Raw genomic sequence first — 24,695 nt, forward strand, 5'->3', positions numbered from 1 at the left:
GCTCGTCTGAAGTCGTCAGCTCAGTATATGCACCGTTGATCCAGAGAGTTGCGATTGACTGCCGATAGTGGGCTGCCAGCCTGGGCCGGCTCGGGTATAATCGCCTGCTTTTCCGTCCGATTTGCCGCGAGCGCCGACCACCATGGAAATCAATCCGATCCTCAACGCCATCAAGGACCTGTCCGAGCGAACCCAGTCGATTCGGGGGTATCTTTGACTACGATCACAAGCATGATCGCCTGGTCGAAGTAAACCGCGAGCTGGAAGACGCCAGCGTCTGGAACAAGCCCGAGTACGCGCAGAGCCTGGGCCGTGAGCGCGCCATGCTGGCGCAGATCGTCGAAACCATCGATGACCTCACCGGCAGCCTGGCCGATTCCAGGGACCTGCTGGAAATGGCCGCCGAAGAGAACGACGAAGGCGCGGTGAGCGATATCGCCGCCGAAGTCGAGCGCCTGCGCGAGATTCTCGAGAAGCTGGAATTCCGCCGCATGTTCAGCGGCGAGATGGACCCGAACAACTGCTACCTGGACATCCAGGCCGGCTCCGGCGGCACCGAGGCCCAGGACTGGGCCAACATCCTCCTGCGCATGTACCTGCGCTGGGCCGACAAGCGCGGCTTCAGTGCCGAGATCGTCGAGCTGTCCGAGGGTGAAGTCGCCGGTATCAAGGGCGCCACCGTGCACATCAAGGGCGAGTACGCCTTCGGCTGGCTGCGCACCGAGATCGGCGTGCACCGTCTGGTGCGCAAGAGCCCGTTCGACTCCGGCGCGCGCCGCCACACCTCGTTCTCGGCGGTGTTCGTCTCGCCGGAGATCGACGACAAGGTGGACATCGAGATCAACCCGTCCGACCTGCGCATCGACACCTACCGCTCCTCCGGGGCCGGTGGTCAGCACGTCAACACCACCGACTCGGCGGTGCGGATCACCCACGTGCCGACCAACACCGTGGTGGCCTGCCAGAACGAACGTTCGCAGCACGCCAACAAGGACACCGCCATGAAAATGCTGCGGGCCAAGTTGTACGAGCTGGAGATGCAGAAGCGCAACGCCGCTTCGCAGGCACTGGAAGACAGCAAGTCGGACATCGGCTGGGGGCACCAGATCCGCTCCTACGTGCTCGACGATTCGCGGATCAAGGACCTGCGTACCGGCGTCGAGCGTAGCGACTGCCAGAAGGTGCTCGATGGCGATCTCGACGGTTACCTCGAGGCCAGCCTCAAGCAGGGCCTTTAAGAGCAGGCGCAAGCTTCAAGCTGCAAGTCGGAGCGGGTGAACCTCTGCCGGAGGCATCCGTTTCAGCTTGGTAGCGATCTTTCAAGAATGATGATTTGACCGGGACGACCCGCAATGAGCGACCAACAACTCGACCAGAACGAACTGCAACAGGAAGAAAACAAGCTGATTGCCCAGCGCAAGGAAAAGCTTGCTGCCGTCCGTGAGCAGGGCATTGCCTTCCCCAACGACTTCCGCCGCGACAGCCTGTGCGCCGAGCTGCAGAAACAGTACGAGGGCAAGAGCAAGGAAGAGTTGGAGGCCGCTGCCATCCCGGTGAAGATCGCCGGGCGCATCATGCTCAACCGTGGCGCCTTCATGGTGCTGCAGGACACCTCCGGTCGCCTGCAGGTCTACGTCGACCGCAAGGGCCTGCCGGCCGAAACCCTGGAAGCGATCAAGAGCTGGGACCTGGGCGACATCATCGCCGCCGAAGGCACCCTGGCGCGCTCCGGCAAGGGTGACCTGTACGTGCACATGACCGACGTGCGCCTGCTGACCAAGTCGCTGCGCCCGCTGCCGGACAAGCACCACGGCCTGACCGACACCGAGCAGCGCTACCGCCAGCGCTACGTCGACCTGATCGTCAACGAGGAAACCCGCCACACCTTCCGCGTGCGTTCGCAGGTGATCGCGCACATCCGTCGCTTCCTCAACGAGCGCGGCTTCCTCGAAGTCGAAACCCCGATGCTGCAGACCATTCCCGGTGGCGCCGCGGCCAAGCCGTTCGAGACCCATCACAACGCGCTGGACATGGCCATGTTCCTGCGTATCGCCCCGGAGCTGTACCTCAAGCGCCTTGTTGTTGGCGGCTTCGAGAAAGTGTTCGAGATCAACCGCAACTTCCGTAACGAGGGCGTGTCGACCCGGCACAACCCCGAGTTCACCATGCTCGAGTTCTACCAGGCCTACGCCGACTACCGCGACAACATGGACCTCACCGAGGAACTGTTCCGCGAGCTGGCCCTGGCCGTGCTGGGCAGCACCGACGTGCCGTACGGCGACAAGGTGTTCCACTTCGGCGAGCCGTTCGTGCGCCTGTCGGTGTACGACTCGATCCTCAAGTACAACCCGGACCTCACCGAGGCCGACCTCAATGACGTCGACAAGGCCCGTGCCATCGCCAAGAAGGCCGGCGCCAAGGTGCTCGGCCACGAAGGCCTGGGCAAGCTGCAGGTGATGATTTTCGAGGAACTGGTGGAGAGCAAGCTGGAGCAGCCGCACTTCATCACCGAGTACCCGTTCGAGGTCTCGCCGCTGGCCCGTCGCAACGATGACAACCCCAGCGTCACCGACCGTTTCGAGCTGTTCATCGGTGGCCGCGAGATCGCCAACGCCTACTCCGAGCTCAACGACGCCGAAGACCAGGCCGAACGCTTCCTCGCTCAGGTGGCCGAGAAGGACGCCGGCGACGACGAGGCCATGCACTACGATGCCGACTTCGTTCGCGCACTGGAATACGGCATGCCGCCGACCGCCGGTGAGGGCATCGGCATCGACCGCCTGGTGATGCTGCTGACCAACTCGCCGTCGATTCGCGACGTCATCCTGTTCCCGCACATGCGCCCGCAGGCCTGATGTTCCAGCAAGAAGCCGCCCAAGGGCGGCTTCTTGCTATCTGTTTTCTGCCCGCGGTTCGTTGACGGTGCGACAGGCAGGCGCATCCGGCCTTTTGGTTGATCGGCGAACCCAGTACTCTGCCCCTTATAATCAGAACGTAGAGGTCTTCCCGCCGTGAGTCCTGTGCCTGCGTCCCCGAATGCCAGTCAGGCGGCCAGCGCCGTCGTCGAGAGTGTCCAGTATCAAGGGCGCAAGGCCAGCCGCCAGGGCAGCGAGCAGCGGCGCCAGGCGATTCTCGACGCGGCCATGCGCATCATCGTGCGTGACGGCGTGCGCTCGGTGCGTCATCGCGCGGTGGCGGCCGAGGCTCAGGTGCCGCTGTCCGCGACGACCTACTACTTCAAGGACATCGATGACCTGATCACCGATACCTTCGCCCAGTTCGTCGAGCGCAGCGCCGCGCAGATGGCGGCATTCTGGGCCGGTACCCAGGGCGTGCTGCAGGAGCTGGTCGGGCGTCTCGACGGCAGCGAGCGGGCGCGCCGGCAACTGGCCGACGAGATCGCCGAGCTGGCGGTGCAGTACGTCCAGCGCCAGCTGCGTGATCGGCGTGACCACCTGATCGCCGAGCAGGCGTTCCAGCAGGAAGCCTTGCTCAACCCGCGTCTGAGCGACCTGGTGCGGGCGCATCGGCAGATTCTCCAGCAGGGCGTCACCCACTTCTTCGAGGTGCTCGGTTCGCGCCAGCCGGAGCAGGATGCCGTGCTGTTGACGGCCACCATCATGCGGATGGAGTATCAGGGCTTGCTGGACGGTGTCGAGCATCTGGACAGCCAAGGAATGCTGGCCATCCTTAAGCGCTACATGAACCTGGTTCTGGGGTTGTAAGTCCTCGATCTCGCGGTCGAGGGTTTTTCACAAGGAGAGCGAAATGAAAGCCTGGCGCGCACTGGTCGCCCTGTCCTTCCTGCTGTTGAGTGGCTGCCTGGTCACCTTCAAGGACCCGATTCCGGCCAACGAGGCGGCACCCATGCCGCTGCTGGGCGAATGGAGCCGCGAGGACGAGTGGGGCGATCAGCTGTTCCTGGAGATCACCCGGGCCGGCTCCAACCTGTACGAGGCGCGCATCTACGAAGGCAGCCCGGACAACCTCGACAGCCTCGAGGAGTTCGGCTTCACCGTCGCCCACCACGGCCGCCGCTGGTACCTTTCGGCCGGTTTGCCGAAGAGCCTGGGCGCCAACTTCGCCATCGCCGGCTTCGAGCTGACCAGGGACAACGAGCTGGTGGTGTATAACCTCGACACCGACCGTATTCTTCAGGACATGGACAAGGGCCTGCTGGAAGGCCAGATGGTCTCCATGCCCGAAGCCGATGGTGCCTTGATCACCAGCCCGCTGGACCGGGTGTTCGCTTACCTCGACGATCCGGCCAATGCCGATCTGTTCGTCGAGATCGCGCGCTATCAGCGGGTTGCCGAGTAGGGAGTGCAATGAACAGCCAGCAGAAACTGGACGACTATCAACTCGGTATCCGCGCCCTGAGCGACCGCATCGTCGAGGCGCAGACACCGATCCGCGTGCTCGACGCGGTGAAGTGGGACGACGGCATCCGCGACGGTTTCCTCAAGGCCAAGGGCAAGCAGCCGCCGGCCATCGATCGCGGCTATTACCTGGGCCGTCCGCTGGGCTTCGATGCCGCCGCCAAGCGCCTGGAGTTCCAGAACATCGAGCGTGACATCACCCGCCAGCTGGGTCAGTTCAGCCCGGTGGGGCAGATCATGCGGCGCATGTGTCGCGAGTACCGCATGGTCATCCGCATGCTCGAGGCGCGTGGCACCGAGGACTTCGGCCTGATCAGCCAGGAGCTCTACGGTTCGGCCTCCGATGCCTTCCACGCCGGCGATCCGACGCTGGCCGACCTCGGCCTGATGCTCTCCGACTACCTCAACAACATCGACGCCCGTGGCGACCTGGAAGACGAAGCCAAGACGCTGGGCGCCGGGGATGCGGTGAACATGCTGCAGCAGCGCCTGGCCGAGGTGTTCGGTGACGACACCGTGCGGGTGCTGGAGTCCGACGGGATTCTCGCCGACGCCGCCGCCGGCGCCGACTACATCAAGATCCGCAGCGATGCGCGCTTCAACGAGCGTGACGTCAAGGCGCTGGAGGTGCACGAAGGGCTGGTGCACGTAGGTACCACCCTCAACGGCCTGAACCAGCCGATCTGCACCTTCCTGGCCAAGGGGCCGCCCTCGTCGACGGTGACGCAGGAAGGCCTGGCGATTCTCATGGAGGTGATCGCCTTCGCCTCCTACCCGACCCGCCTGCGCAAGCTGACCAACCGCACCCGCGCCATCCACATGGCCGAGGAGGGCGCGGATTTCCTCCAGGTCTTCGAATTCTTCCGCGAGCAGGGCTACGGCCTGGAAGGCAGCTACAGCAACGCCAGCCGGGTGTTTCGTGGCTCCCTGCCGAGCGGCCTGCCGTTCACCAAGGACCTGTCCTACCTGAAGGGCTTCATCCTCATCTACAACTACATCCAGTTGGCGGTGCGCAAGGGCAAGCTGGAGCAGATCCCGCTGTTGTTCTGCGGCAAGACCACCCTGGAAGACATGCGCACCCTGCGCAAGCTGGTCGACGAGGGACTGGTGCTGCCGCCCAAGTACCTGCCGCAGCAGTTCCAGGACATGAATGCACTGTCGGCCTGGATGTGCTTCTCCAACTTCCTCAACCACCTGAGCATGGACCGCATCGAAGCGGACTACGCCAACATCCTCTAGGCGCCGGACGGGCGCCGCATTTCTCTGTACAGGGAGTACAACATGGAACATTCGGTTTTCGAGCGGCAAGTGCAGCTCACGGATCGCACCATCAGTCCTGCGGTCTACAACCTGGTTATCGGCTTGACCCTGCTCTGGGGCTTCGCGGTCAACTGGTGGATGGTGGACGCGATCAGCGTCGAGTGGATACGCAGCATCAATATCTGGGTCTTCTTCGGCGGATATTTCGCGTCCTGCATGCTGGGCGTCTACCTGTTCTCCAGCTCCAGCAATCCCCTGGTGAGTTTCGTCGGCTACAACCTGGTCGTGGTGCCGTTCGGCCTGATCATCAACCTGGTCGTCAGCCGTTACGACGCGAACCTCGTTCAGCAGGCGATCCGTCTGACGGCCCTGGTCACCGTGGGCATGATGGCCCTGGGTACCTTGTTTCCCGCATTCTTCCAGCGCATTGCCTCAGCGCTGACGATCGCGCTGCTGCTGGTGATCGTCGTGGAACTGGTGGAGGTCCTGGTGTTCGGTATCCGTCATGGCATCCTCGACTGGATCGTGGTGCTGATCTTCTGCGGCTACATCGGCTACGACTGGGGCCGCGCCAATCAGATTCCCAAGACGCTGGACAACGCGATAGACAGTGCAGCCGCGCTGTACATGGACATCATCAACCTGTTCCTGCGCATTCTGCGAATCCTGGGACGCAAATGAAGGGTGCCGTGCCTGGCGGTTGTCCTGCGTCCGTCACCCGCCTTGATATGAACGATCCAGAGGTCCAGTAATGCCCAGCCATCAACTCGACTACGAAATCCTCGGCAGTTCCGCACAGTCGGTGGAGATCATCCTCGATCCGGGGGAAACGGTGATCGCCGAGGCGGGGGCGATGAACTACATGACCGAGGGCGTGCGCTTCGACACCCGCATGGGCGACGGCTCGTCCAGCGGCCTGCTGGGCAAGCTGTGGAGCGCCGGCAAGCGCATGCTCACCGGCGAGTCGCTGTTCATGACCCACTTCAGCAATGCCGGCAAGGGGCAGGCACGGGTCGCCTTCGCCGCCCCTTACCCCGGTACCGTGGTGCCGATCGAGCTGGCGCGGATCGGCGGCACGTTGATCTGCCAGAAGGACGCCTTTCTCTGCGCCGCCCATGGCACCCGCGTAGGCATCAGCTTTGCCAAGCGTATCGGCGCGGGCTTCTTCGGCGGCGAGGGCTTCATCCTGCAGAAACTCGAAGGCGACGGCCTGGCCTTCGTGCATGCGGGTGGCACGGTGATCCGCAAGGAGCTGAACAACGAAACCCTGCGTCTCGACACCGGCTGCCTGGTGGCCTTCAGCGACGGTATCGACTACGACATCGGTCTGGCCGGCGGCCTCAAGAGCATGCTGTTCGGTGGCGAGGGCATCCTCCTGACCACCCTCAAGGGCACGGGCAGCGTGTGGATCCAGAGCCTGCCGTTCTCGCGTCTGGCCGAGCGCGTCTACACGGCGACCGTGCAAGCCCGTGAGGAGGTTCGCGCGGGTGGCAAGTAGACTCGGGCGCTGGGCCCTGCTGCTGGTCAGCCTGTGGCTGGCCGGTTGCAGCGGGTTGCTGTTCTATCCCGAGCCGGGATTGCCGATCACGCCCGAGCGCGCCGGCCTGGCGTATCGCGACATCGAACTGCAGGCCGCCGATGGCACCCGCCTGCACGCCTGGTGGTTGCCGGCCAAGGCAGGTACGCCAGTCAAGGGCACGGTGCTGCATCTGCATGGCAACGGCGGCAACCTGGCCTGGCACCTGGGCGGCGTGCACTGGCTGCCGGAGCAGGGCTATCAGGTACTGATGCTGGATTACCGTGGCTACGGGCTTTCCGCAGGCAAGCCCAGCCTGCCTGCGGTGTACCAGGATATCGACGCGGCGTTCGCCTGGCTCGAGCAGGCGCCAGAAGTCCGGGGTCAGCCCCTGTTCGTGCTGGGGCAGAGCCTCGGCGGGGCGTTGGCCGTGCACTATCTGACTGAGCACCCCGAGCGCCGGGCAGCCGTGCGGGCCATGGCCCTCGATGGCGTGCCGGCGAGCTATCGTGATGTCGCGCGCCATGCGCTGAGCACGTCCTGGCTGACCTGGCCACTGCAGGTGCCGCTGTCGTGGCTGGTGCCGGATGCCGACAGCGCCATTCATGGCATCGACAAGCTCGAGGGTTTGCCGCTGCTGATCTACCACAGTGTTGACGACACGATCGTGCCGCTTTCCAATGGCCGGCGTTTGTATCAAGCTGCGCGCCCGCCACGTGCTTTCCAGGCGACCCGCGGCGCGCACGTGCAAACCTTTGCCGAACCGGCCTGGCGCGCGTCGTTGCTGGCGTTCTTCGAGACGCCTCTGGCCACGCTCGAACGCCTGGAAACGGCTACCGAATCCGCAACAGAGAGTCCGCAATGACCGAACGCAACCCCATCCCGCTGATCATCACCGCCATCGGCAGCATCGTCGGCACCGTCGCCGTGCTCTGGTACTACGGCTACGTGCATTTCGCCAAACCCGAAGATGCCCTGTTGCTGTCCGACTTCACCATGCTCAAGACCATCCCCGGCGAGGACTACAAGGTGTCGCTGAAGCCGGCCAACCAGGTCGCGCAGTGCATCGACGGGGTGCTGGTGCTGTTCGATCTGGAGCAGAAGGGCCTGACTGGCGTGCTGGTGGACAACAAGAAGCAGGCCGTACGCTGCATGGGCGAGGAAACGCCCGCGCTGCAGCAGTAAGGGCTGGCAGAGCCCTGCGACAAGCGAACCCCGGAAAACAAGAAACCCGCCAACAGGCGGGTTTCTTCATGGCGCTCGGCGATCAGGCGTCGCTGGAGGAGCGGGGCGCGACCGGCTGGTTGTCGTTGGAGATGGTCACCTCCACACGGCGGTTCTGCGCACGGCCGGAGTCGCTGCCGTTGTCCGCGACGGGGTACTCCTTGCCGTAGCCCTGGGCGACGATGCGCGACGGTGCGACACCGGCGCGGATCAGCGCGCGACGGACCGACTCGGCGCGTCGTTCCGACAGGCCCTGGTTGTAGCTGGCGGAGCCGACGCTGTCGGTATAGCCCTCGACGATCACCTGGCGTTCCGGGTTCTTCTGAAGGAAGCGTGCCAGCTCGGTGACGTTGGGCAGGGCACTGCTCTTCAGCTCGGCCTTGTTGAAGTCGAACAGGACGTCACCGAAGGTCACCAGGGTGCCGCGTTCGGTCTGCTTGGCATCGAGGCTGTCCTGCAGCTTGCGAATCTGCGCGTCGCGAGCGTCCAGCAACGCCTGGGCGCGGCGTGCCGATGCGTTCTTCAGTTCGGCTTCGGCGCTGCGCAGGACGATGGTCTGCTTGGCCACCTCGACGCGCTGATTGGTCAGGTAGGCCAGCTGGTCGACCTTCTTCTCGTCTTCCTTCTCCATGTAGGCCTTGTCGGCCTTGTTCAGCCATTCCTGGGCTTCCTTGGTTTCCAGCGCCGCGACCTTGTTGGCCTGCGGGTCGCTCTGCAGCGAGGAGAAATTGCTGCGGGCCGACTCGAGGTTGGCGTTGGGCTGGTGCGAGCAGGCGGCGAGGCCGACGCTCATGGCCAGGAGGGCGGGGATCATCACGTGTTTACGCATGGCGATTCATCCTTATATCTGTCAGCGAATGGGCGAGGTGCGGGCGCTCACTGAGCGTTGCGCATGCCTTCCTCGCGTAGTTCCTGAACACCCTGGCGGGCATCCTGCACGGCACGTTCAGCCTTGGCGGCCTGGGCCTTGCGCTCGGCGAGGCGAGCGTCCCATTCGGCCTGCTCGGCCAGGCGACGGGCTTTCTCGTACTCTTCCTCGTGCATGGCGAATTCGGCTTGCTTGAGCTTGTCCTGCGCGGCTTTCATCTCCACCGGGGCGAACTCGGTACCGCCGGCGCTGATCGCCGAGTTCACGGCGGACTCCGTGACGGCGTACTGCTCACTGGGCGGGTTGCCGGCGCAACCAGCGAGCACGAGGCTGCTGCCCAGGACCAGGGCAGCCAGTTTGATTCCGCGCAGGCTGGTGTTTGGACGCTTCTCGGTATGGGTCTTCATGGCGGCTAACTCCATTTGAAACACTCCTATGAATGACGATATCCGTGACAAGTGGCGCATCGAGGAGCCGTCCCGCGGGAGGCTGGCGTGCCTCGATGACCTGAAATTGGGACCCGCGTGTTTTTTGAATGGTTCAGAAAAAATGACAGTTTGCTCACGATTCGCCTGATGCGGGGGCGTCATTTGGCCAGCTTTCAGCAGCGGTTTCGGGCGCCGGGGCGGTGCGCTGCAATCCCCGTCAGTACTGCGCGGAGGCCGTTTCTACTGGGTTTCTGAGGAAGGCTGTGCTGGCTTGACGTGGAACCGTGGATTTTTTTTGCGCGGTGTCAGTTGAGGCGGCGTAATAGAAAAACGCCTCGAGGGATGCGAGATGACCGGCGAAGTGAGCGATATATCGAACGCTCAGGTGCCGTGGCGGGCCTGCGGGTTCTGCTCGTCCATCTCCGTGATCTCACGCAGGTACTTGCGCGACAGCGCCAGGAAGCGCGGTGTCGGGCCGACGTCCTCGTAGAGCGGATCGCCCTGTTCGTCCAGGGCCACGACCTTGCTGCCGCGCACGTAGGGCAGGCTGGCTTCCAGTTCCTCCAGGGCCGCGCCGATCAGCTCGCCAAGCAGTTCTTCGCTGTGGTGCTTGGGGTACATCTCGGTGAGCGCGGCCAGGCGGGCGGCCGCTTCGACATCCAGGTGAATCTGGTAGCGGGTCGTCGTCAGGCGGCCCTGGGCATTCTGTTCCCAATGTTCTGCCAGCTCTCGGATTCTCATGCTGTCACTCCTCGCGAACGGGGCAGGCGACCCCTGTGTACAAGCCTAGACCCAGCGCTGTCGCGCGCCCTGCTGCGCGTCGCACCCTTGTAAGAAGTTGGCGCGCTGGGCACTCTGTTGACATCGGTCAGGAGAAGGAGTGCGACATGGCAGAAATCGATGCGCGTCTGCGTGAGGAAGTGCACCTGCTTGGCGAGCTGCTGGGCAAGACCATCAGCACCCAGCTGGGCGACGAGTTCCTCGACAAGATCGAACGCATTCGCAAGGGCGCCAAGGCCGGTCGTCGCGGGACCGCCACCGACACCGAACAGCTGGCCAGCACCCTCGGTCAGCTCGGCGACGATGAGCTGCTGCCGGTGGCGCGCGCCTTCAACCAGTTCCTCAACCTGGCCAATATCGCCGAGCAGCAGCACCGCGTGCGCCGGCGTCGCGCCGACGAGCCCGAACCCTTCGAGTTGCGCGTGCTCGACGAGCTGCTCGAACGCCTGCTCGCCAGCGGGCAGGGCGCGGAGGAGCTGGCGCGCCAGCTCGGCCGCCTGGACATCGAACTGGTGCTCACCGCCCACCCCACCGAGGTGGCGCGGCGCACCCTGATCCAGAAGTATGACGCCATCGCCGCGCAGCTGACGGCGCTGGATCACAGCGACCTGCTGCCGGCGGAGCGCCAGGCTATCGTCGAGCGCCTGCAGCGGCTGATCGCCGAGGCCTGGCATACCGAGGAGATTCGCCGCAGCCGCCCCAGCCCGGTGGATGAAGCCAAGTGGGGCTTCGCCGTGATCGAGCATTCGCTGTGGCAGGCGGTACCGCAGTTTCTGCGGCGCGCCGACAACAGCCTGCGCGCCGCTACCGGCCTGCGCCTGCCGCTGGAGGCCGCGCCGGTTCGCTTCGCGTCCTGGATGGGCGGTGACCGCGACGGCAACCCCAATGTCACCGCGCGGGTGACGCGCGAGGTGCTGCTGCTGGCGCGCTGGATGGCCGCTGACCTTTACCTGCGCGATATCGACCAGCTGGCCGCCGAGTTGTCCATGCAGCAGGCCAGCGCCGAGCTGCGTGCTCAGGTCGGCGACAGCGCCGAGCCGTATCGTGCGTTGCTCAAGCAGTTGCGCGAGCGCCTGCGCGAGACACGCCGCTGGGCGCAGCAGGCGCTCGACGCCGACATCGCGCCGAGCAACGCAGTGCTGCGCGACAATCATGATCTGCTGGCGCCGCTGCAGCTGTGCTACCAGTCGCTGCATGCCTGCGGCATGGGCGTGATCGCCGACGGGCCGTTGCTCGATTGCCTGCGCCGGGCGGCGACCTTCGGCCTGTTCCTGGTGCGCCTGGACGTGCGCCAGGATGCCGCGCGCCACGCTGCGGCGCTATCGGAGATCACCGACTACCTGGGGCTGGGCAAGTACGCCGAATGGGACGAGGAGGCGCGCCTGGCGTTCCTCCAGCGCGAGCTGGAAAACCGCCGGCCGTTGCTGCCCGTCGACTATCGCCCGGCGGCGGACACCGCCGAGGTGCTCGCCACCTGCCGTGAGGTGGCGGCCGCACCGGCGGCATCGCTGGGCTCCTACGTGATCTCCATGGCCGGTGCGGCGTCCGATGTCCTCGCCGTGCAGTTGCTGCTCAAGGAGGCCGGGTTGCGCCGGCCGATGCGTGTGGTGCCACTTTTCGAAACCCTGGCCGACCTCGACCACGCCGGCCCGGCGATCGACCGCCTGCTGGGCCTGCCTGGCTACCGGGCGCGCCTGCACGGGCCGCAGGAGGTGATGATCGGCTATTCCGACTCGGCCAAGGATGCCGGTACTACCGCGGCGGCCTGGGCGCAGTACCGCGCCCAGGAAGAACTGGTGCGCCTGTGCCAGGCGCATCAGGTCGAGTTGCTGCTGTTCCATGGTCGCGGTGGCACCGTGGGCCGTGGCGGTGGCCCTGCGCATGCGGCGATCCTGTCGCAACCGCCGGGCTCGGTGGCCGGGCGCTTCCGCACCACCGAACAGGGCGAGATGATTCGCTTCAAGTTCGGCCTGCCGGACATCGCCGAGCAGAACCTCAACCTCTACCTGGCGGCAGTGCTGGAAGCCACGCTGCTGCCACCACCGGCGCCCGAGCCCAGCTGGCGGGCGATGATGGACCGTCTCGCCAGTGCCGGTGTGCAGGCTTACCGTGGCGTGGTGCGCGAGCACCCGCAGTTCGTCGAGTACTTCCGCCAGGCCACGCCGGAGCAGGAGCTGGGCCGGTTGCCGCTGGGCAGCCGGCCGGCCAAGCGGCGCGCAGGCGGCGTGGAGAGCCTGCGGGCGATTCCGTGGATCTTCGCCTGGACCCAGACGCGCCTGATGCTGCCGGCCTGGCTGGGCTGGGAGCAGGCGCTGGGGCAGGCCCTGGCGGGGGGCGATGGCGAGCTGCTCAAGCACATGCGCGAGCACTGGCCGTTCTTCCGCACGCGCATCGACATGCTGGAGATGGTCCTGAGCAAGGCCGACGCCAGCATCGCGGCACTGTACGACGAGCGGCTGGTCGAGCCGGCCTTGCAGCCGCTGGGTGGGCAATTACGCGACCTATTGTCGCAGGCCTGCTCCGCCGTGCTGGAACTGACCGGCCAGTCTCGCCTGCTCGCGCACAGTCCCGAGACGCTGGAGTCGATCAGCGTGCGCAATACCTATCTCGATCCGCTGCACCTGTTGCAGGCCGAGTTGCTGGCCCGCTGCCGGCTCCGCGAGCAGGCGCCGGAGAGCCCTCTCGAGCAGGCGTTGCTGGTTAGCGTGGCGGGTATCGCGGCGGGTCTGCGCAACACCGGCTGAGGCCGTCGCAGGGGCATGAGGCGCGTATCGCGCCGCCCCTGCCGGCTGTTGGCACTGCATCGGGCGGAGGGTTTTTATCCGACTTTAGGCGGCTTGTGCGCCTGGGGAGTGCTGTGTATCTTGAGCAGCCTTTTGGCCGCTACAGCTGCCGCACACCATTCAAGAGATTGGCCCCACGAGGCGAGTCCGACCGATTACTAGATAAATCTTGAGGAGCACATCGATGCGCGTGATTCTGCTGGGGGCGCCCGGTGCCGGCAAAGGTACCCAGGCTCGCTACATCACCGAGAAGTTCGGTATTCCGCAAATCTCCACTGGCGACATGCTGCGTGCTGCGGTCAAGGCCGGCACCGAGCTCGGCCTGAAGGCCAAGAGCGTGATGGACGCCGGCGGTCTGGTCTCCGATGACCTGATCATCAACCTGGTCAAGGAGCGCATCGCTCAGGCCGATTGCGCCAACGGCTTCCTGTTCGACGGCTTCCCGCGCACCATTCCGCAGGCCGAAGCCCTGCGTGATGCCGGCGTGGCGCTGGACCACGTGGTGGAAATCGCCGTGGACGACGAGGAAATCGTCAAGCGTCTGTCCGGTCGTCGCGTACACCCGGCTTCCGGCCGCGTCTACCACACCGAATACAACCCGCCGAAAGAGGCCGGCAAGGACGACCTCACCGGTGAGGAGCTGGTGCAGCGCGAAGACGACAAGGAAGAGACCGTGCGTCATCGCCTGTCCGTCTACCATTCGCAGACCAAGCCGCTGGTGGACTTCTACCAGAACCTCTCTGCCGAGACCGGCACGCCGAAGTACACCCACATTCCGGGGGTCGGCAGCGTCGAGCAGATCACCGCGAAGACCCTGGCCGCGCTGGACTGAGTCCACCCCGCCAGTCGTCCTCCTGCCAAGGCCCCGAAAGGGGCCTTGGTCGTTTCTGCAACATGGTATGTTCGGGTCGCTCTCAAGCATGGCCCGCACTACAGGGCCGACTAGTATCGACCGTGCAGCCTCGGGCGCGCGCCTGGGGCGTGTCGACAGGTGAACCAATAAGGAAGAGGGTATTCAATGACCGATAAACGTATCTGGCTGGGCCTTGCCGCATCGCTGCTGGCCGCTCCGCTGGCATTCGCCGATTCCGCAGCACCGAGCAAGACCGACTGTTCCGTTGCCGAGTTCCGCATGGGCCTGCGCTTCCAGCAGCAGTCGGCGGAAATCCAGGCGCTGCAGTTGCAGGCCTACAACATCGCCACGGAGAAACTCGACAAGGCCGTGGCTGCGGCAAAAGACCCCGCCAAGCTGGCCATCGTCACCGACCTCGATGAAACGGTGATCGACAACAGCGCGCTGCTGGCGCGGGACCTGGCCAACTGTCATCAATACGACGCCTGGGACACCTGGCTGCCCTGGGAGCGTGACGGCACACCGGCGCTGATCCCCGGCGCGAAGAAATTCCTCGAACACGCCGACAAGCTCGGGGTGACCATTCGCTACGTGTCCGACCGCTCCGACGAGCAGAAGAAGTACACCCTGGCCACCCTGAGCAAACTGGGGTTGCCGCAGGTCTCGGCGGACAGCGTGCTGCTGCTGGGCCCGCCCAAGGTCGAGCGCCGCGCCATCGTCAGCGCCGATCACCAGATCGTGCTGCTGCTCGGCGATACCCTGCATGACTTCGATGCCCGTTTCCGCAAGACCCCGCTCGATGCGCAACGCAAGACCGTCGCCGAAGAGGCGGGCAAGTGGGGCTCCGAGTGGATCGTCTTCCCCAACGCCGGTTACGGCACCTGGTCCAAGGCGCCGCTCCAGGGCTGGGACGCCGAGACAGTCATCGAGCCCTGGTAAGGCTCCCGTCGGTCGCCCGGCGCAGGCCGGGCACCGTCATGAAACTGGAAAAAAAATCCTCGAGCCGGTCTAATGCCGGCTCTTTTTTCTTCAGCCGTCCGAACCCAATGACCACTCTCCTGGCCCTGGATACCGCCACCGAAGCCTGCTCCGTCGCGCTGCTGCACGACGGTCGCGTGCTCAGCCACTACGAAGTCGCTCCGCGCCTGCATGCCCAGCGCCTGCTGCCGATGATCCAGCAACTGCTGGGAGACGCCGGCATCAGCGCCGCGGCACTGGATGCCATTGCCTTCGGTCGTGGCCCCGGCGCCTTCACCGGCGTGCGTATCGCCATCGGCGTGGTGCAGGGGCTGGCCTTCGCGCTCGAGCGCCCGGTGGTGCCGGTGTCCAACCTGGCCGTACTGGCTCAGCGCGCCCTGCGTGAGCGTGGGGTGACACAGGTCGCGGCGGCCATCGATGCGCGGATGGACGAGGTGTACTGGGGCTGCTACCAGGCGCAGGAGGGCGAGATGCGCCTGCTTGGCCAGGAAGCCGTGCTGCCGCCGGAGCAGGCCGAGGCGCCGCGTGGCAGCGCTGGCGAGTGGTTTGGCGCCGGCACTGGCTGGGGCACCTTCGCCGCGCGCATCGCGCTGCAACCGAGTGGCATGGATGGCAGCCTGCTGCCGCATGCCGAGGATCTGCTCGCGCTGGCCCGCTTTGCCTGGAGTCGTGGCGAGGCGCTGCCTGCCGACCAGGCGCAGCCGGTGTACCTGCGTGACCAGGTCGCCACACCCAAGGCGCCGCCGGCGTGACAGCCGGTCGGATGCGCGGCGTCGACGGGCGGATGGTATTTGCCAAGGTCGATACACGCCGCTACATTGCCAACACAATGCCTTGTTCAGCCGAGCCTACCGAGCAGTCCTAGATGCGGATCGACGGTTACCTACCTTCCTACTCGCCAGATCGCGGCCCCCGTTCGGGGACTGCGGTCACGCCCTATCGCGAGGCGCAGCGGGAAGTCGAGGCTCAGCGCGAGCAGCCGGCCGCTCCGGCCAGCAGCCAGGGGCTGGAGCAGACCCCACAGATTCGCCGGGTCCAGGCCAGCAGCAGTAACGGCGACAGCCTGCCCGCGCGCTCCCAGGACCTGGGCTATCAACAACCTGCGCTGAGTGGTCGTGCCGCTCAGGCGCTGGCCAGCTACAGCACCACCGCCGCCTACGCGAGCGAGTCCGATGCGCAGGAAGTACTCGGTCTCGACCTCTACGCGTAACTCCGTTTCACCGCGTTTTCCGCGCCTCTGCCAGGTGGCTTGCATCGACCGATGACTGCTGCGCTTCCTTACTACCTCGGTTGCCCGTCCTGGAGCGAAGCGGCCTGGCGCGCCACGCTCTACCCTGACGACACGCGGCCGGCCGAGTTTCTCGCGCGCTATGTCCAGGTGTTCAATGCGGTGGAGGGCAATACCACCTTCTATGCCCGGCCCAGTGAGCAGACGGTGGCGCGCTGGGCGCAGCAGATGCCGGAGCATTTCCGCTTCTGTGCCAAGCTGCCGCGTGAGATCAGCCACAGCGACGACCTCTGCCAGCAGCTGGATGAGGTGGTGCAGTTTCGCCAGTTGCTGGCGCCGCTCGGCGCACGGGTGCAGCCCTACTGGTTGCAGTTGCCGGCCAGCTTCGCTCCTTCGCGACTGGCGGAGCTGGCCTCGTTCATCGAGCACTGGGGTGACCTGCCGCTGGCGATCGAGGTGCGTCACCCGGAGTTCTTCGCCAAGGGCGATGCCGAACGGCTGCTCAATCGCCTGCTGCACGAGCGTGGCATCGAGCGCGTCTGCCTGGATTCGCGTGCGCTGTTCAGCTGTGAGTCGCAGGCGCCTGCGGTGTTGCACGCCCAGGCCAAGAAGCCGCGCCTGCCCACTCGACCCACGGCCTTCAGCCAGAGCCCGCAACTGCGTTTCATCGGCCACCCCGAGCTGCTGGCCAATGATCCTTTCATGCTTCCCTGGCTGGACAAGGTCGCCGGCTGGATCGAACAGGGGCTGCGCCCCTACGTGTTCGCGCATACGTCGGACAACCGCCTGGCCCCCGAACTGGCCCGGCGTTTCCACCAGCAGTTGATGCAGCGCCTGCCCGGGTTGCCCGAACTGCCGGTGTTGCAGGTGGAGCCGGAGCTGGAACAGCTCGGCCTGCTCTGACGGAGAATGTCGATGCTGATACGCAAGGTCGGCTGGCTGTTGCTCGTGTCCGTGCTGCTGGGCGCGGCGCTGCTGCTTGCCCTGTGGCGCGGCTGGCTGGATGTCGCGCCGCGTTTCAACCCCTGGGCACCGCTGGATGTGCGGGACGCGCCGAACCTGCTGACCGGTTTCAAGGTCTGGCGTCTGAGCGAGGATCGCGCGCTGTGCGATCTGGCCCTGGCGACCGCCGACTTGCGTTTCGCCCGCCTGCCTGACAGCACGCCGCAACCCGGTTGTCCGCTACGCAATGCCGTACGCGTCCAGGGCGGCCGCGTCGGCCTGAGCAGCAGCTTCATGGCCACCTGTCCGCTGGCGGTGAGCTTCGCGCTGTTCGAGCGCCATGGTCTGCAGCCAGCGGCGCAACGCGTGTTCGGCCAGCCGGTAAGCCGTGTCGAGCATGTCGGCAGCTTCGCCTGTCGCAGCATCGCCGGCAGCCAGCGGCCGAGCCAGCATTCCTATGCCAATGCCCTGGACCTGGTCGGTTTTCGTCTTCGCGATGGCCGGCGCATCAGCGTGCTGCACGACTGGTCGGGGGAGGGCGACAACGCGCGTTTCCTGCGCCTGGTACAGGACGCCGCCTGCGAGCGCTTCAACATCACCCTGGGGCCGGACTACAACGCGGCGCACCGTGACCACTTCCACCTGGACATGGGCATGTGGCGGATGTGCCGCTAGGGCGTCGCGTCTGGCTGTTGCAGGGCAGGGTTTACACAGCTAGCGCTTGGCCAGCAGCAGGTCGGCCGCCTGCCCGTTGCGTCCGTCGCTGAACTCGAACCGTCCCAGCTGGGCGATCTGGTCGTAGGCACCCAGGGCGATGCTGACGTCGCGCGCCTGCAGGTCGATGGCGCTGACGCCCGCTTCGTCGAGTGTCTGCAGGTGCTGGCGGCCCTGGGCGTCGAAGCGCAGCAGGCGCAACTGGTCGAACACGGCATCGGCCGCGTCGATGCGGCCATCACCGTTATCGTCGAAGCGCGCCAGCTCGGCGAAGCCGTTGGCGGCGCCATGCTGGTCGCCGAACAGTTCGCGGCCGTCGTCGATGCGGCCATTGCCGTTGCGATCCAGCGCCAGCAGCGCATCGTCGCCGCTGGGCATGCTGACCGAGTCCGTGCGGCCATCGGCATCCAGGTCGAAGCGTGTCGGGCCGAGCAGGCCACTGGTGGAGAAGCCGTTGCCGGCCAGGTCCAGCACCAGGGGGTCGACCTGCTGAGGCGTCTGCTCGAGCGTGACGTCGAGTTCCAGCGAGCGCTGGTCGACCACCGCCTGGCTGACGGAGGCGGCGCTGGCGGATACCGCCGGCGGCTCGCCGGTGTCGTTCAGCTCGCGGGCGATCTCGCCGGGCTTCTGTTTGTTCTCGATGCCCAGGGTACGGCGCAGAATCTGGTAATCGAGGGATTCGCGCGCCGCCTTGTCCAGGTCATCGTCGTGCGGGCGTGGGCTCGCCGGACTGCTGAGCGGGCGTGGAGCGGATAGAGCGTCGAACATGATCACACTCGATGCGGCTGTCGGCGGCCGGGTCTGGCAGAATGCCGCTTCTTCGCTATCGGCCTGCGGGTCGATGACTTGAGTGATTTCTGAGCAGACAGAACCAATGACCGACGAGCGGCACAACGCCAGTATCCACATGCAAGCCTTGCATCCCCAGTACGCCGAAGCGGCCGCCCGGTGGGCCGCGCGTCTTGGCCTGACGCAGCAGGGGGACACCGAGTTCGCCTTGCAGCTCGGCGATGACGGGCTGCAACTGGTCGAGCTGGGCGACAAGGCGCCCGGGCCGGTGCGGGTGGACTTCGTCGAGGGGGCAGCAGCGCATCGGCGCCAGTTCGGGGGTGGCAGCGGGCAGATGATCGCCAAGGCGGTGGGCGTGCAGTCGGGAATTCGCCCGCGAATCCTCGATGCAACCGCTGGCCTGGGGCGCGACGCTTTCGTGCTGGCCAGCCTGGGCTGCGAGATGACGCTGATCGAGCGTCAGCCGCTGGTCGCCGCGTTGCTGGAAGACGGTCTGCAGCGCGCCGCGCTGAATCTGGATGTCGCCCCTATCGCCGCGCGGATGCGCCTGCTCAACGGTAATGCCATCGAGCTGATGCAGCACTGGCAGGGCGAGGCCCCGCAGGTGATCTACCTCGATCCGATGTTCCCGCATCGCGACAAGAGCGCGCTGGTGAAGAAGGAGATGCGGCTGTTCCGCCCCTTCGTCGGCGACGACCTGGACGCACCGGCGTTGCTGCAGGCAGCGCTGGCGCTGGCCAGTCACCGGGTGGTGGTCAAGCGACCGCGCAAGGCGCCGGCGATCGAGGGCAGCAAGCCCGGCTACGTGCTCGAGGGCAAGTCCAGCCGCTACGACATCTATCCGAAGAAGAAGCTGGAAGCCTGAGCCCCGGGCCTGTCTAGCGGTCGGCGCGATAGGCGCGCAGGAACAGCTGAACCGAGTCCTGCACGTGGTGCTCTGCCGCTGCCCCCTGCAGCGGGTCGCCACAGCCGATCAGCAGACGGAAGTGCGCGCCGCCCTTGAGCAGGCTGAAGAAGTGGTCGGCGGCCCGGTGCGGGTCGTCCAGCTGCAGCAGGCCGCGCTCGGCGGCCTTGCGCAGCAGCAGCTCCATCTCCTCCTGGACCCGCTGCGGTCCGGCCTCGTAAAACATCCGCGACAGCTTCGAGCCCTGGCTGGCCAGGCTGACCATCATGCGGTGCATCTCCACGGACTCGCTGCTGTTGATCAGGGCCAGGAAGCCACGGGCGATGCCCAGCAACTGGCTTTCCAGCGGCACGTCATCCGGGAGTTCGAACAGCAGCTCGGGCAACTGCTCCTCGCACTTGGCCTTGATCGCGGCGGAGAACAGCGTCTCCTTGTCGGTGAAGTGGCTGTACACCGTGAGCTTGGACACGCCGGCCTCGGCGGCGATCGCGTCCATGCTGCTGCCATCGTAGCCGTTGCGCAGGAACAGGTTCTTCGCCGCGTCGAGAATGGCGCGGCGTTTGGCGGGGTCCTTGGGTCGACCGGGACCGGAAGGTTGTAACAACTTGTCAGGCATTGGCTGATTTTAATACTGGACTGGCGAGTTTGCTATTTTTACTATACCCGGCAGTACAAATATTCCAAAGGACTCTTCCTGGCGCGTCGACGAGGCGATCAGGGCGGGGCGAGGGCAGATGAAGCCGCGGCGCTGAACGCGCCTCCAGTCTGCCACCGCGTCGCACTGGCGCTGCTGGCCACTCCAGGGGGCAGCCCTCAAACCTTCTCCGAAAGGTCTTGCACATGTCCCGCCACGTCGTTCCTCTCGTTTCGTCTCTGGGTCTGGTCTTGCTGTTGTCTGCCTGTGGCAATGGTCAGCAGGTCGAACAGCCCATTCGTCCTGCCATGGTCGTTCAGCCGCAGCCAGCGACGGCCCTGGTCGACAGCTACCCGGGCGAGGTGCGGGCGCGCTACGAACCGGAACTGGCCTTCCGCATCGCCGGCAAGGTGGCCAAGCGCATGGTCGACGTCGGCGACCGGGTGAAGAAGGACCAGCCCCTGGCCGAGCTCGACCCGCAGGACGTCCGCCTGCAGCTGGAGGCCACGCGCGCCCAGGTGGCGGCGGCCGAGGCCAACCTGCAGACCGTGCGTGCCGAGCGCGAGCGCTACAAGGCGTTGCTCGAGCGCAACCTGGTCAGCCGTTCGCAGTTCGACAACGTCGAGAACCAGTACCGCGCCGGTGCCGCGCGGCTGAATCAGGTCAAGGCCGAATATGACGTGGCCCGCAACCAGACCGATTACGCCGTGCTGCGCGCCTCGCAGGACGGCGTGATCGCGCGTCGCTCGGTCGAGGTCGGGCAGGTGGTCGCAGCCGGCCAGACGGTCTTCACCCTGGCTGCCGACGGTGAACGCGAGGTGTCGATCAGCCTGCCGGAACAGAGCTTCGGCCGTTTCGCGATCGGCCAGGCGGTGGAAGTGGAGCTGTGGTCGCAGCCCGATCAGCGTTTCCCGGGGCGTATCCGTGAGATGGCGCCGGCCGCCGATCCGCAGTCGCGGACCTTCGCCGCGCGCGTCGCCTTCGTCGAGGGCAAGGTGCCGGCCGAGCTGGGCCAGAGTGCGCGGGTGTTCATCGCCAGCAATGGCGTGGTGCCGCTGTCGGTGCCGCTGTCGGCGCTCAGTGCCGAGCAGGACCAGCCCTTCGTCTGGGTCGTCGATCCCAAGGAACACAAGCTGCAGCGTCGCCCGGTACGGATCGGCGCCTACGGCGACGAGCGTGTGCCGGTGCTGGAGGGGCTGAACGCTTCCGATTGGATCGTGGCCGCCGGTGTTCAGGTCCTGCGCGAGGGGCTCAGGGTGCGCCCGGTGGACCGTGACAATCGCAACGTCGAACTGGCCGCCAAGGAGTAAGCCGCATGAGCTTCAACCTGTCGGCCTGGGCGCTGCGTCATCGTCAGATCGTCCTCTACATCATGTTGCTGTTCGCCATCGTCGGGGCGATTTCCTACACCAAGCTGGGGCAGAGCGAGGACCCGCCGTTCACCTTCAAGGCCATGGTGATCCGCACCATCTGGCCGGGTGCCACGGCGGAAGAGGTTTCCCGTCAGGTCACCGAACGCATCGAAAAGAAGCTGATGGAGACCGGCGAGTACGAGCGCATCACCAGCTTCTCCCGCCCGGGGGAGTCCCAGGTCACCTTCATGGCGCGTGACTCCATGCACAGCGCGGAGATTCCGGACCTCTGGTACCAGGTGCGCAAGAAGGTCAGCGATATCCGCCACACGCTGCCACCAGGCATCCAGGGGCCGTTCTTCAACGATGAGTTCGGCACCACCTTCGGCAATATCTACGCCCTGACCGGCAGCGGGTTCGACTACGCCGTGCTCAAGGACTATGCCGACCGCATCCAGCTGCAACTGCAGCGGGTCAAGGATGTCGGCAAGGTCGAGCTGGTCGGCCTGCAGGACGAGAAGATCTGGATCGAGCTGTCCAACACCAAGCTGGCGACGCTGGGCCTGCCGCTGTCCGCCGTGCAGCAGGCCCTCGAGGCGCAGAACGCGGTGACGGCCGCCGGTTTCTTCGAAACCGCCAGCGAGCGCATCCAGCTGCGCGTGACCGGGCGCTTCGAGTCGGTGCAGGAGATCCGCGACTTCCCCATTCGCGTCGCTGACCGTACCTTCCGCATCTCCGATGTGGCCGAGGTCAAGCGCGGTTTCAACGACCCACCCGCACCGCGCATGCGTTTCATGGGCGAGGACGCCATCGGCATCGCCGTGTCGATGAAGGACGGCGGCGACATCCTGGTCCTCGGCAAGGCGCTGGAAACCGAGTTCGCCCGCCTGCAGCAGACCCTGCCGCTGGGCATGGAGCTGAGCAAGGTGTCGGACCAGCCGGCGGCGGTGAAGACCGGCGTGGGCGAGTTCGTCAAGGTGCTGGTGGAGGCGCTGGTGATCGTGCTGGCGGTCAGCTTCTTCTCGCTGGGCCTGCGCACCGGTCTGGTGGTGGCGCTGGTGATTCCGCTGGTGCTGGCGATGACCTTCGCCGCCATGTACTACCTGGGCATCGGCCTGCACAAGATTTCCCTGGGGGCGCTGGTGCTGGGCCTCGGCCTGCTGGTGGACGACGCGATCATCGCCGTGGAGATGATGGCGATCAAGATGGAGCAGGGCTTCGACCGGCTCAAGGCGGCCAGTTTCGCCTGGACCAGCACGGCGTTCCCGATGCTGACCGGCACCCTGATCACCGCTGCCGGCTTCCTGCCCATCGCCACTGCTCAGTCCGGTACCGGCGAGTACACCCGCTCGATCTTCCAGGTGGTGGCCATCTCGCTGATCGCCTCGTGGATCGCCGCCGTGATGTTCGTGCCCTACCTGGGCGACAAGCTGCTGCCCGACCTGGCCAAGCTGCACGCGGCGAAGCATGGCGGCAGCGCTGCCGGCCACGATCCCTACGCGACGCCGTTCTATCGTCGCGTACGGGCCACGGTGCAGTGGTGCGTGCGTCACCGCATCACGGTGATCATGCTGACCATCGCCCTGTTCGTCGGCTCGGTGGTGATATTCCGCTTCGTGCCGCAGCAGTTCTTCCCGGCGTCCGGTCGCCTGGAGCTGATGGTCGACATCAAGCTGGAGGAGGGGGCGTCTCTCAGCGCCACCGAGGCCGAGGTGCACCGCCTGGAGAAACTGCTCAAGGAACAGACCGGCATCGACAACTACGTCGCCTATGTCGGCACCGGTTCCCCGCGTTTCTACCTGCCGCTGGACCAGCAGTTGCCGGCCGCCAGTTTTGCCCAGTTCGTGGTGCTGGCATCGAGCATCGAGGAGCGCGAACGCCTGCGCACTTGGCTGATCCAGGTGATGAACGACGAGTTCCCGACCCTGCGCAGCCGGGTCAGCCGCCTGGAGAACGGCCCGCCGGTCGGCTATCCGATCCAGTTCCGCGTCAGTGGCGAGCACATCGACGAGGTGCGTGCCCTGGCCCGTCAGGTCGCGGACAAGGTGCGCGAGAACCCGCATGTGGTCAACGTGCACCTGGATTGGGAGGAACCGAGCAAGGTGGTGATCCTCAACATCGACCAGGACCGCGCTCGGGCGCTGGGGGTCAACACCGCCGAGCTGTCGCGTTTCCTGCAGGGCTCGCTGTCGGGTACCAGCGTCAGCCAGTACCGCGAGGACAATGAGCTGATCGAGATTCTCCAGCGTGGCACGCCGCAGGAGCGCAAGGCCCTGAGCCTGCTGCCGAGCCTGGCGGTTCCCACCGACAGTGGCCGCAGCGTGGCCCTGTCGCAGGTCGCCACCCTGGAGTACGGCTTCGAGGAAGGCATCATCTGGCACCGCAACCGCCTGCCCAATGTCACCGTGCGCGCCGACATCTATGGCAAGCAGCAACCGGCGACCCTGACCCAGCAGATTCTGCCGACCCTGGAGCCGATCCGCGCCGAGCTGCCCGACGGCTACCTGCTGGAGGTCGGCGGCACGGTGGAGGATTCGCAGCGTGGGCAGAAGTCGGTGAACGCCGGCGTGCCGCTGTTCATCGTGGTGGTGCTGACCCTGCTGATGCTGCAGCTGAAGAGCTTCTCGCGCTCGGCGATGGTGTTCCTCACCGCGCCGCTGGGGCTGATCGGGGTGACCCTGTTCCTGCTGATCTTCCAGCAGCCGTTCGGCTTCGTCGCCATGCTCGGCACCATTGCCCTGGCCGGGATGATCATGCGCAACTCGGTGATTCTGGTGGATCAGATCGAGCAGGACGTCGAGCATGGCCTGGATCGCTGGCACGCCATCATCGAGGCGACGGTGAGGCGCTTCCGCCCCATCGTGCTGACGGCCCTGGCGGCGGTGCTGGCGATGATCCCGCTGTCGCGCAGCGTGTTCTTCGGGCCGATGGCCGTGGCCATCATGGGCGGGCTGGTGGTGGCCACCGCGCTGACCCTGCTGTTCCTGCCGGCACTCTACGCGGCCTGGTTCCGGGTCAAGGAAAGCGAAGCGCGCTGACCTTAGGGCGGCGCTGCCGCGCCCC

The 24,695-nt window shown here is 65.8% G+C and carries 24 protein-coding genes; 19 read left to right on the top strand and 5 right to left on the bottom strand.

What is annotated here, in order from left to right; genetic code table 11:
• The first annotated feature begins 142 nt into the window (after window positions 1-142).
• The 9 genes from prfB (at window position 143) to E4487_RS04375 (ending at window position 8,340) form a co-directional block, all read left to right on the top strand.
• Window positions 143-1,238, top strand: a protein-coding gene (gene prfB / locus E4487_RS04335; protein ID WP_134677070.1) for a peptide chain release factor 2 whose coding sequence is annotated in 2 segments (ribosomal slippage) — window positions 143-214 and window positions 216-1,238 — 1,095 coding nt in all. Because the reading frame shifts where the segments join, the coding sequence is not laid out codon by codon here.
• Window positions 1,239-1,352: 114 nt separating this feature from the next.
• Entirely contained in the window at window positions 1,353-2,855 is a 1,503-nt protein-coding gene (gene lysS, locus E4487_RS04340) for a lysine--tRNA ligase (protein WP_037049380.1), read from the top strand.
• 156 nt (window positions 2,856-3,011) lie between these two features.
• Window positions 3,012-3,725: a TetR/AcrR family transcriptional regulator gene (locus E4487_RS04345; RefSeq protein WP_037049378.1), complete on the top strand. Its 714-nt coding sequence runs from the start codon at window positions 3,012-3,014 to the stop codon at window positions 3,723-3,725.
• A gap of 43 nt (window positions 3,726-3,768) precedes the next feature.
• On the top strand, window positions 3,769-4,320 hold the full coding sequence (locus E4487_RS04350) for a hypothetical protein (RefSeq protein WP_037049376.1): 552 nt from the start codon (window positions 3,769-3,771) through the stop codon (window positions 4,318-4,320).
• A gap of 8 nt (window positions 4,321-4,328) precedes the next feature.
• The gene (locus E4487_RS04355; protein WP_150606082.1) at window positions 4,329-5,618 is read left to right on the top strand and encodes a flavohemoglobin expression-modulating QEGLA motif protein; all 1,290 of its coding nucleotides are present in this window, start codon (window positions 4,329-4,331) and stop codon (window positions 5,616-5,618) included.
• Between the two features lie 42 nt (window positions 5,619-5,660).
• On the top strand, window positions 5,661-6,320 hold the full coding sequence (locus E4487_RS04360) for a Bax inhibitor-1 family protein (protein ID WP_047588423.1): 660 nt from the start codon (window positions 5,661-5,663) through the stop codon (window positions 6,318-6,320).
• Window positions 6,321-6,390: 70 nt separating this feature from the next.
• On the top strand, window positions 6,391-7,137 hold the full coding sequence (locus E4487_RS04365) for a TIGR00266 family protein (protein ID WP_037049368.1): 747 nt from the start codon (window positions 6,391-6,393) through the stop codon (window positions 7,135-7,137).
• 19 nt (window positions 7,138-7,156) lie between these two features.
• Window positions 7,157-8,020, top strand: a complete 864-nt coding sequence (locus E4487_RS04370; protein ID WP_156049209.1) for an alpha/beta hydrolase — start codon at window positions 7,157-7,159, stop codon at window positions 8,018-8,020.
• Window positions 8,017-8,340, top strand: coding sequence for a hypothetical protein (locus E4487_RS04375; protein ID WP_037049362.1), 324 nt, complete (start codon window positions 8,017-8,019; stop codon window positions 8,338-8,340). Before E4487_RS04370 ends, E4487_RS04375 begins: the two co-directional genes overlap by 4 nt.
• Before the next feature lie 82 nt (window positions 8,341-8,422).
• Here the strand turns inward: E4487_RS04375 and E4487_RS04380 are convergent, their stop codons facing one another.
• The 3 genes from E4487_RS04380 to E4487_RS04390 form a co-directional block, all read right to left on the bottom strand.
• A complete protein-coding gene (locus E4487_RS04380; protein ID WP_134677072.1) occupies window positions 8,423-9,208 on the bottom strand; it encodes an OmpA family protein in 786 nt (261 codons plus the stop codon).
• Between the two features lie 47 nt (window positions 9,209-9,255).
• Window positions 9,256-9,669, bottom strand: a complete 414-nt coding sequence (locus E4487_RS04385; protein ID WP_134677073.1) for a DUF4398 domain-containing protein — start codon at window positions 9,667-9,669, stop codon at window positions 9,256-9,258.
• Window positions 9,670-10,056: 387 nt separating this feature from the next.
• Window positions 10,057-10,416 (bottom strand): hypothetical protein, encoded by a 360-nt coding sequence (locus E4487_RS04390; protein ID WP_037049353.1) that lies wholly within the window; start codon window positions 10,414-10,416, stop codon window positions 10,057-10,059.
• A gap of 146 nt (window positions 10,417-10,562) precedes the next feature.
• Here E4487_RS04390 and ppc point away from each other — a divergent pair, with 146 nt between their 5' ends.
• The 7 genes from ppc to E4487_RS04425 all read left to right on the top strand — a co-directional run bounded on the left by ppc (window position 10,563) and on the right by E4487_RS04425 (window position 17,914).
• The gene (gene ppc / locus E4487_RS04395) at window positions 10,563-13,199 is read left to right on the top strand and encodes a phosphoenolpyruvate carboxylase (protein WP_037049351.1); all 2,637 of its coding nucleotides are present in this window, start codon (window positions 10,563-10,565) and stop codon (window positions 13,197-13,199) included.
• 223 nt (window positions 13,200-13,422) lie between these two features.
• Window positions 13,423-14,070, top strand: coding sequence for an adenylate kinase (adk, locus tag E4487_RS04400; protein WP_047588432.1), 648 nt, complete (start codon window positions 13,423-13,425; stop codon window positions 14,068-14,070).
• A gap of 186 nt (window positions 14,071-14,256) precedes the next feature.
• Window positions 14,257-15,030, top strand: coding sequence for a 5'-nucleotidase, lipoprotein e(P4) family (locus E4487_RS04405; RefSeq protein ID WP_175252780.1), 774 nt, complete (start codon window positions 14,257-14,259; stop codon window positions 15,028-15,030).
• Between the two features lie 107 nt (window positions 15,031-15,137).
• Complete coding sequence (tsaB, locus tag E4487_RS04410) at window positions 15,138-15,821, top strand: tRNA (adenosine(37)-N6)-threonylcarbamoyltransferase complex dimerization subunit type 1 TsaB (protein WP_037049346.1); 684 nt, start codon at window positions 15,138-15,140, stop codon at window positions 15,819-15,821.
• A gap of 113 nt (window positions 15,822-15,934) precedes the next feature.
• Complete coding sequence (locus tag E4487_RS04415) at window positions 15,935-16,279, top strand: hypothetical protein (protein ID WP_037049343.1); 345 nt, start codon at window positions 15,935-15,937, stop codon at window positions 16,277-16,279.
• A gap of 51 nt (window positions 16,280-16,330) precedes the next feature.
• A complete protein-coding gene (locus E4487_RS04420; RefSeq protein WP_175252781.1) occupies window positions 16,331-17,200 on the top strand; it encodes a DUF72 domain-containing protein in 870 nt (289 codons plus the stop codon).
• 12 nt (window positions 17,201-17,212) lie between these two features.
• Entirely contained in the window at window positions 17,213-17,914 is a 702-nt protein-coding gene (locus E4487_RS04425) for an extensin family protein (protein ID WP_175252782.1), read from the top strand.
• Between the two features lie 39 nt (window positions 17,915-17,953).
• On the opposite strand, the gene E4487_RS04430 is transcribed toward E4487_RS04425, so the two are convergent.
• Entirely contained in the window at window positions 17,954-18,721 is a 768-nt protein-coding gene (locus E4487_RS04430; protein WP_257229335.1) for a hypothetical protein, read from the bottom strand.
• A 106-nt stretch (window positions 18,722-18,827) separates the two neighbouring features.
• On the opposite strand from E4487_RS04430, the gene E4487_RS04435 reads away from it, so the two are divergent.
• Window positions 18,828-19,607 carry a class I SAM-dependent methyltransferase gene (locus E4487_RS04435; RefSeq protein WP_175252783.1) on the top strand — a complete coding sequence of 260 codons (780 nt, stop codon included), beginning with the start codon at window positions 18,828-18,830 and terminating at the stop codon, window positions 19,605-19,607.
• A 13-nt stretch (window positions 19,608-19,620) separates the two neighbouring features.
• On the opposite strand, the gene E4487_RS04440 is transcribed toward E4487_RS04435, so the two are convergent.
• Window positions 19,621-20,262: a TetR/AcrR family transcriptional regulator gene (locus E4487_RS04440; RefSeq protein ID WP_175252784.1), complete on the bottom strand. Its 642-nt coding sequence runs from the start codon at window positions 20,260-20,262 to the stop codon at window positions 19,621-19,623.
• Between the two features lie 224 nt (window positions 20,263-20,486).
• On the opposite strand from E4487_RS04440, the gene E4487_RS04445 reads away from it, so the two are divergent.
• Together E4487_RS04445 and E4487_RS04450 are read left to right on the top strand one after the other, a co-directional pair.
• Window positions 20,487-21,590, top strand: coding sequence for an efflux RND transporter periplasmic adaptor subunit (locus E4487_RS04445; protein WP_037049332.1), 1,104 nt, complete (start codon window positions 20,487-20,489; stop codon window positions 21,588-21,590).
• Window positions 21,591-21,595: 5 nt separating this feature from the next.
• On the top strand, window positions 21,596-24,670 hold the full coding sequence (locus E4487_RS04450; RefSeq protein ID WP_150606070.1) for an efflux RND transporter permease subunit: 3,075 nt from the start codon (window positions 21,596-21,598) through the stop codon (window positions 24,668-24,670).
• Window positions 24,671-24,695: the final 25 nt, after the last annotated feature.

This window comes from Pseudomonas sp. BMW13, from assembly GCF_013357275.1.
Lineage (GTDB): Bacteria > Pseudomonadota > Gammaproteobacteria > Pseudomonadales > Pseudomonadaceae > Aquipseudomonas > Aquipseudomonas khazarica.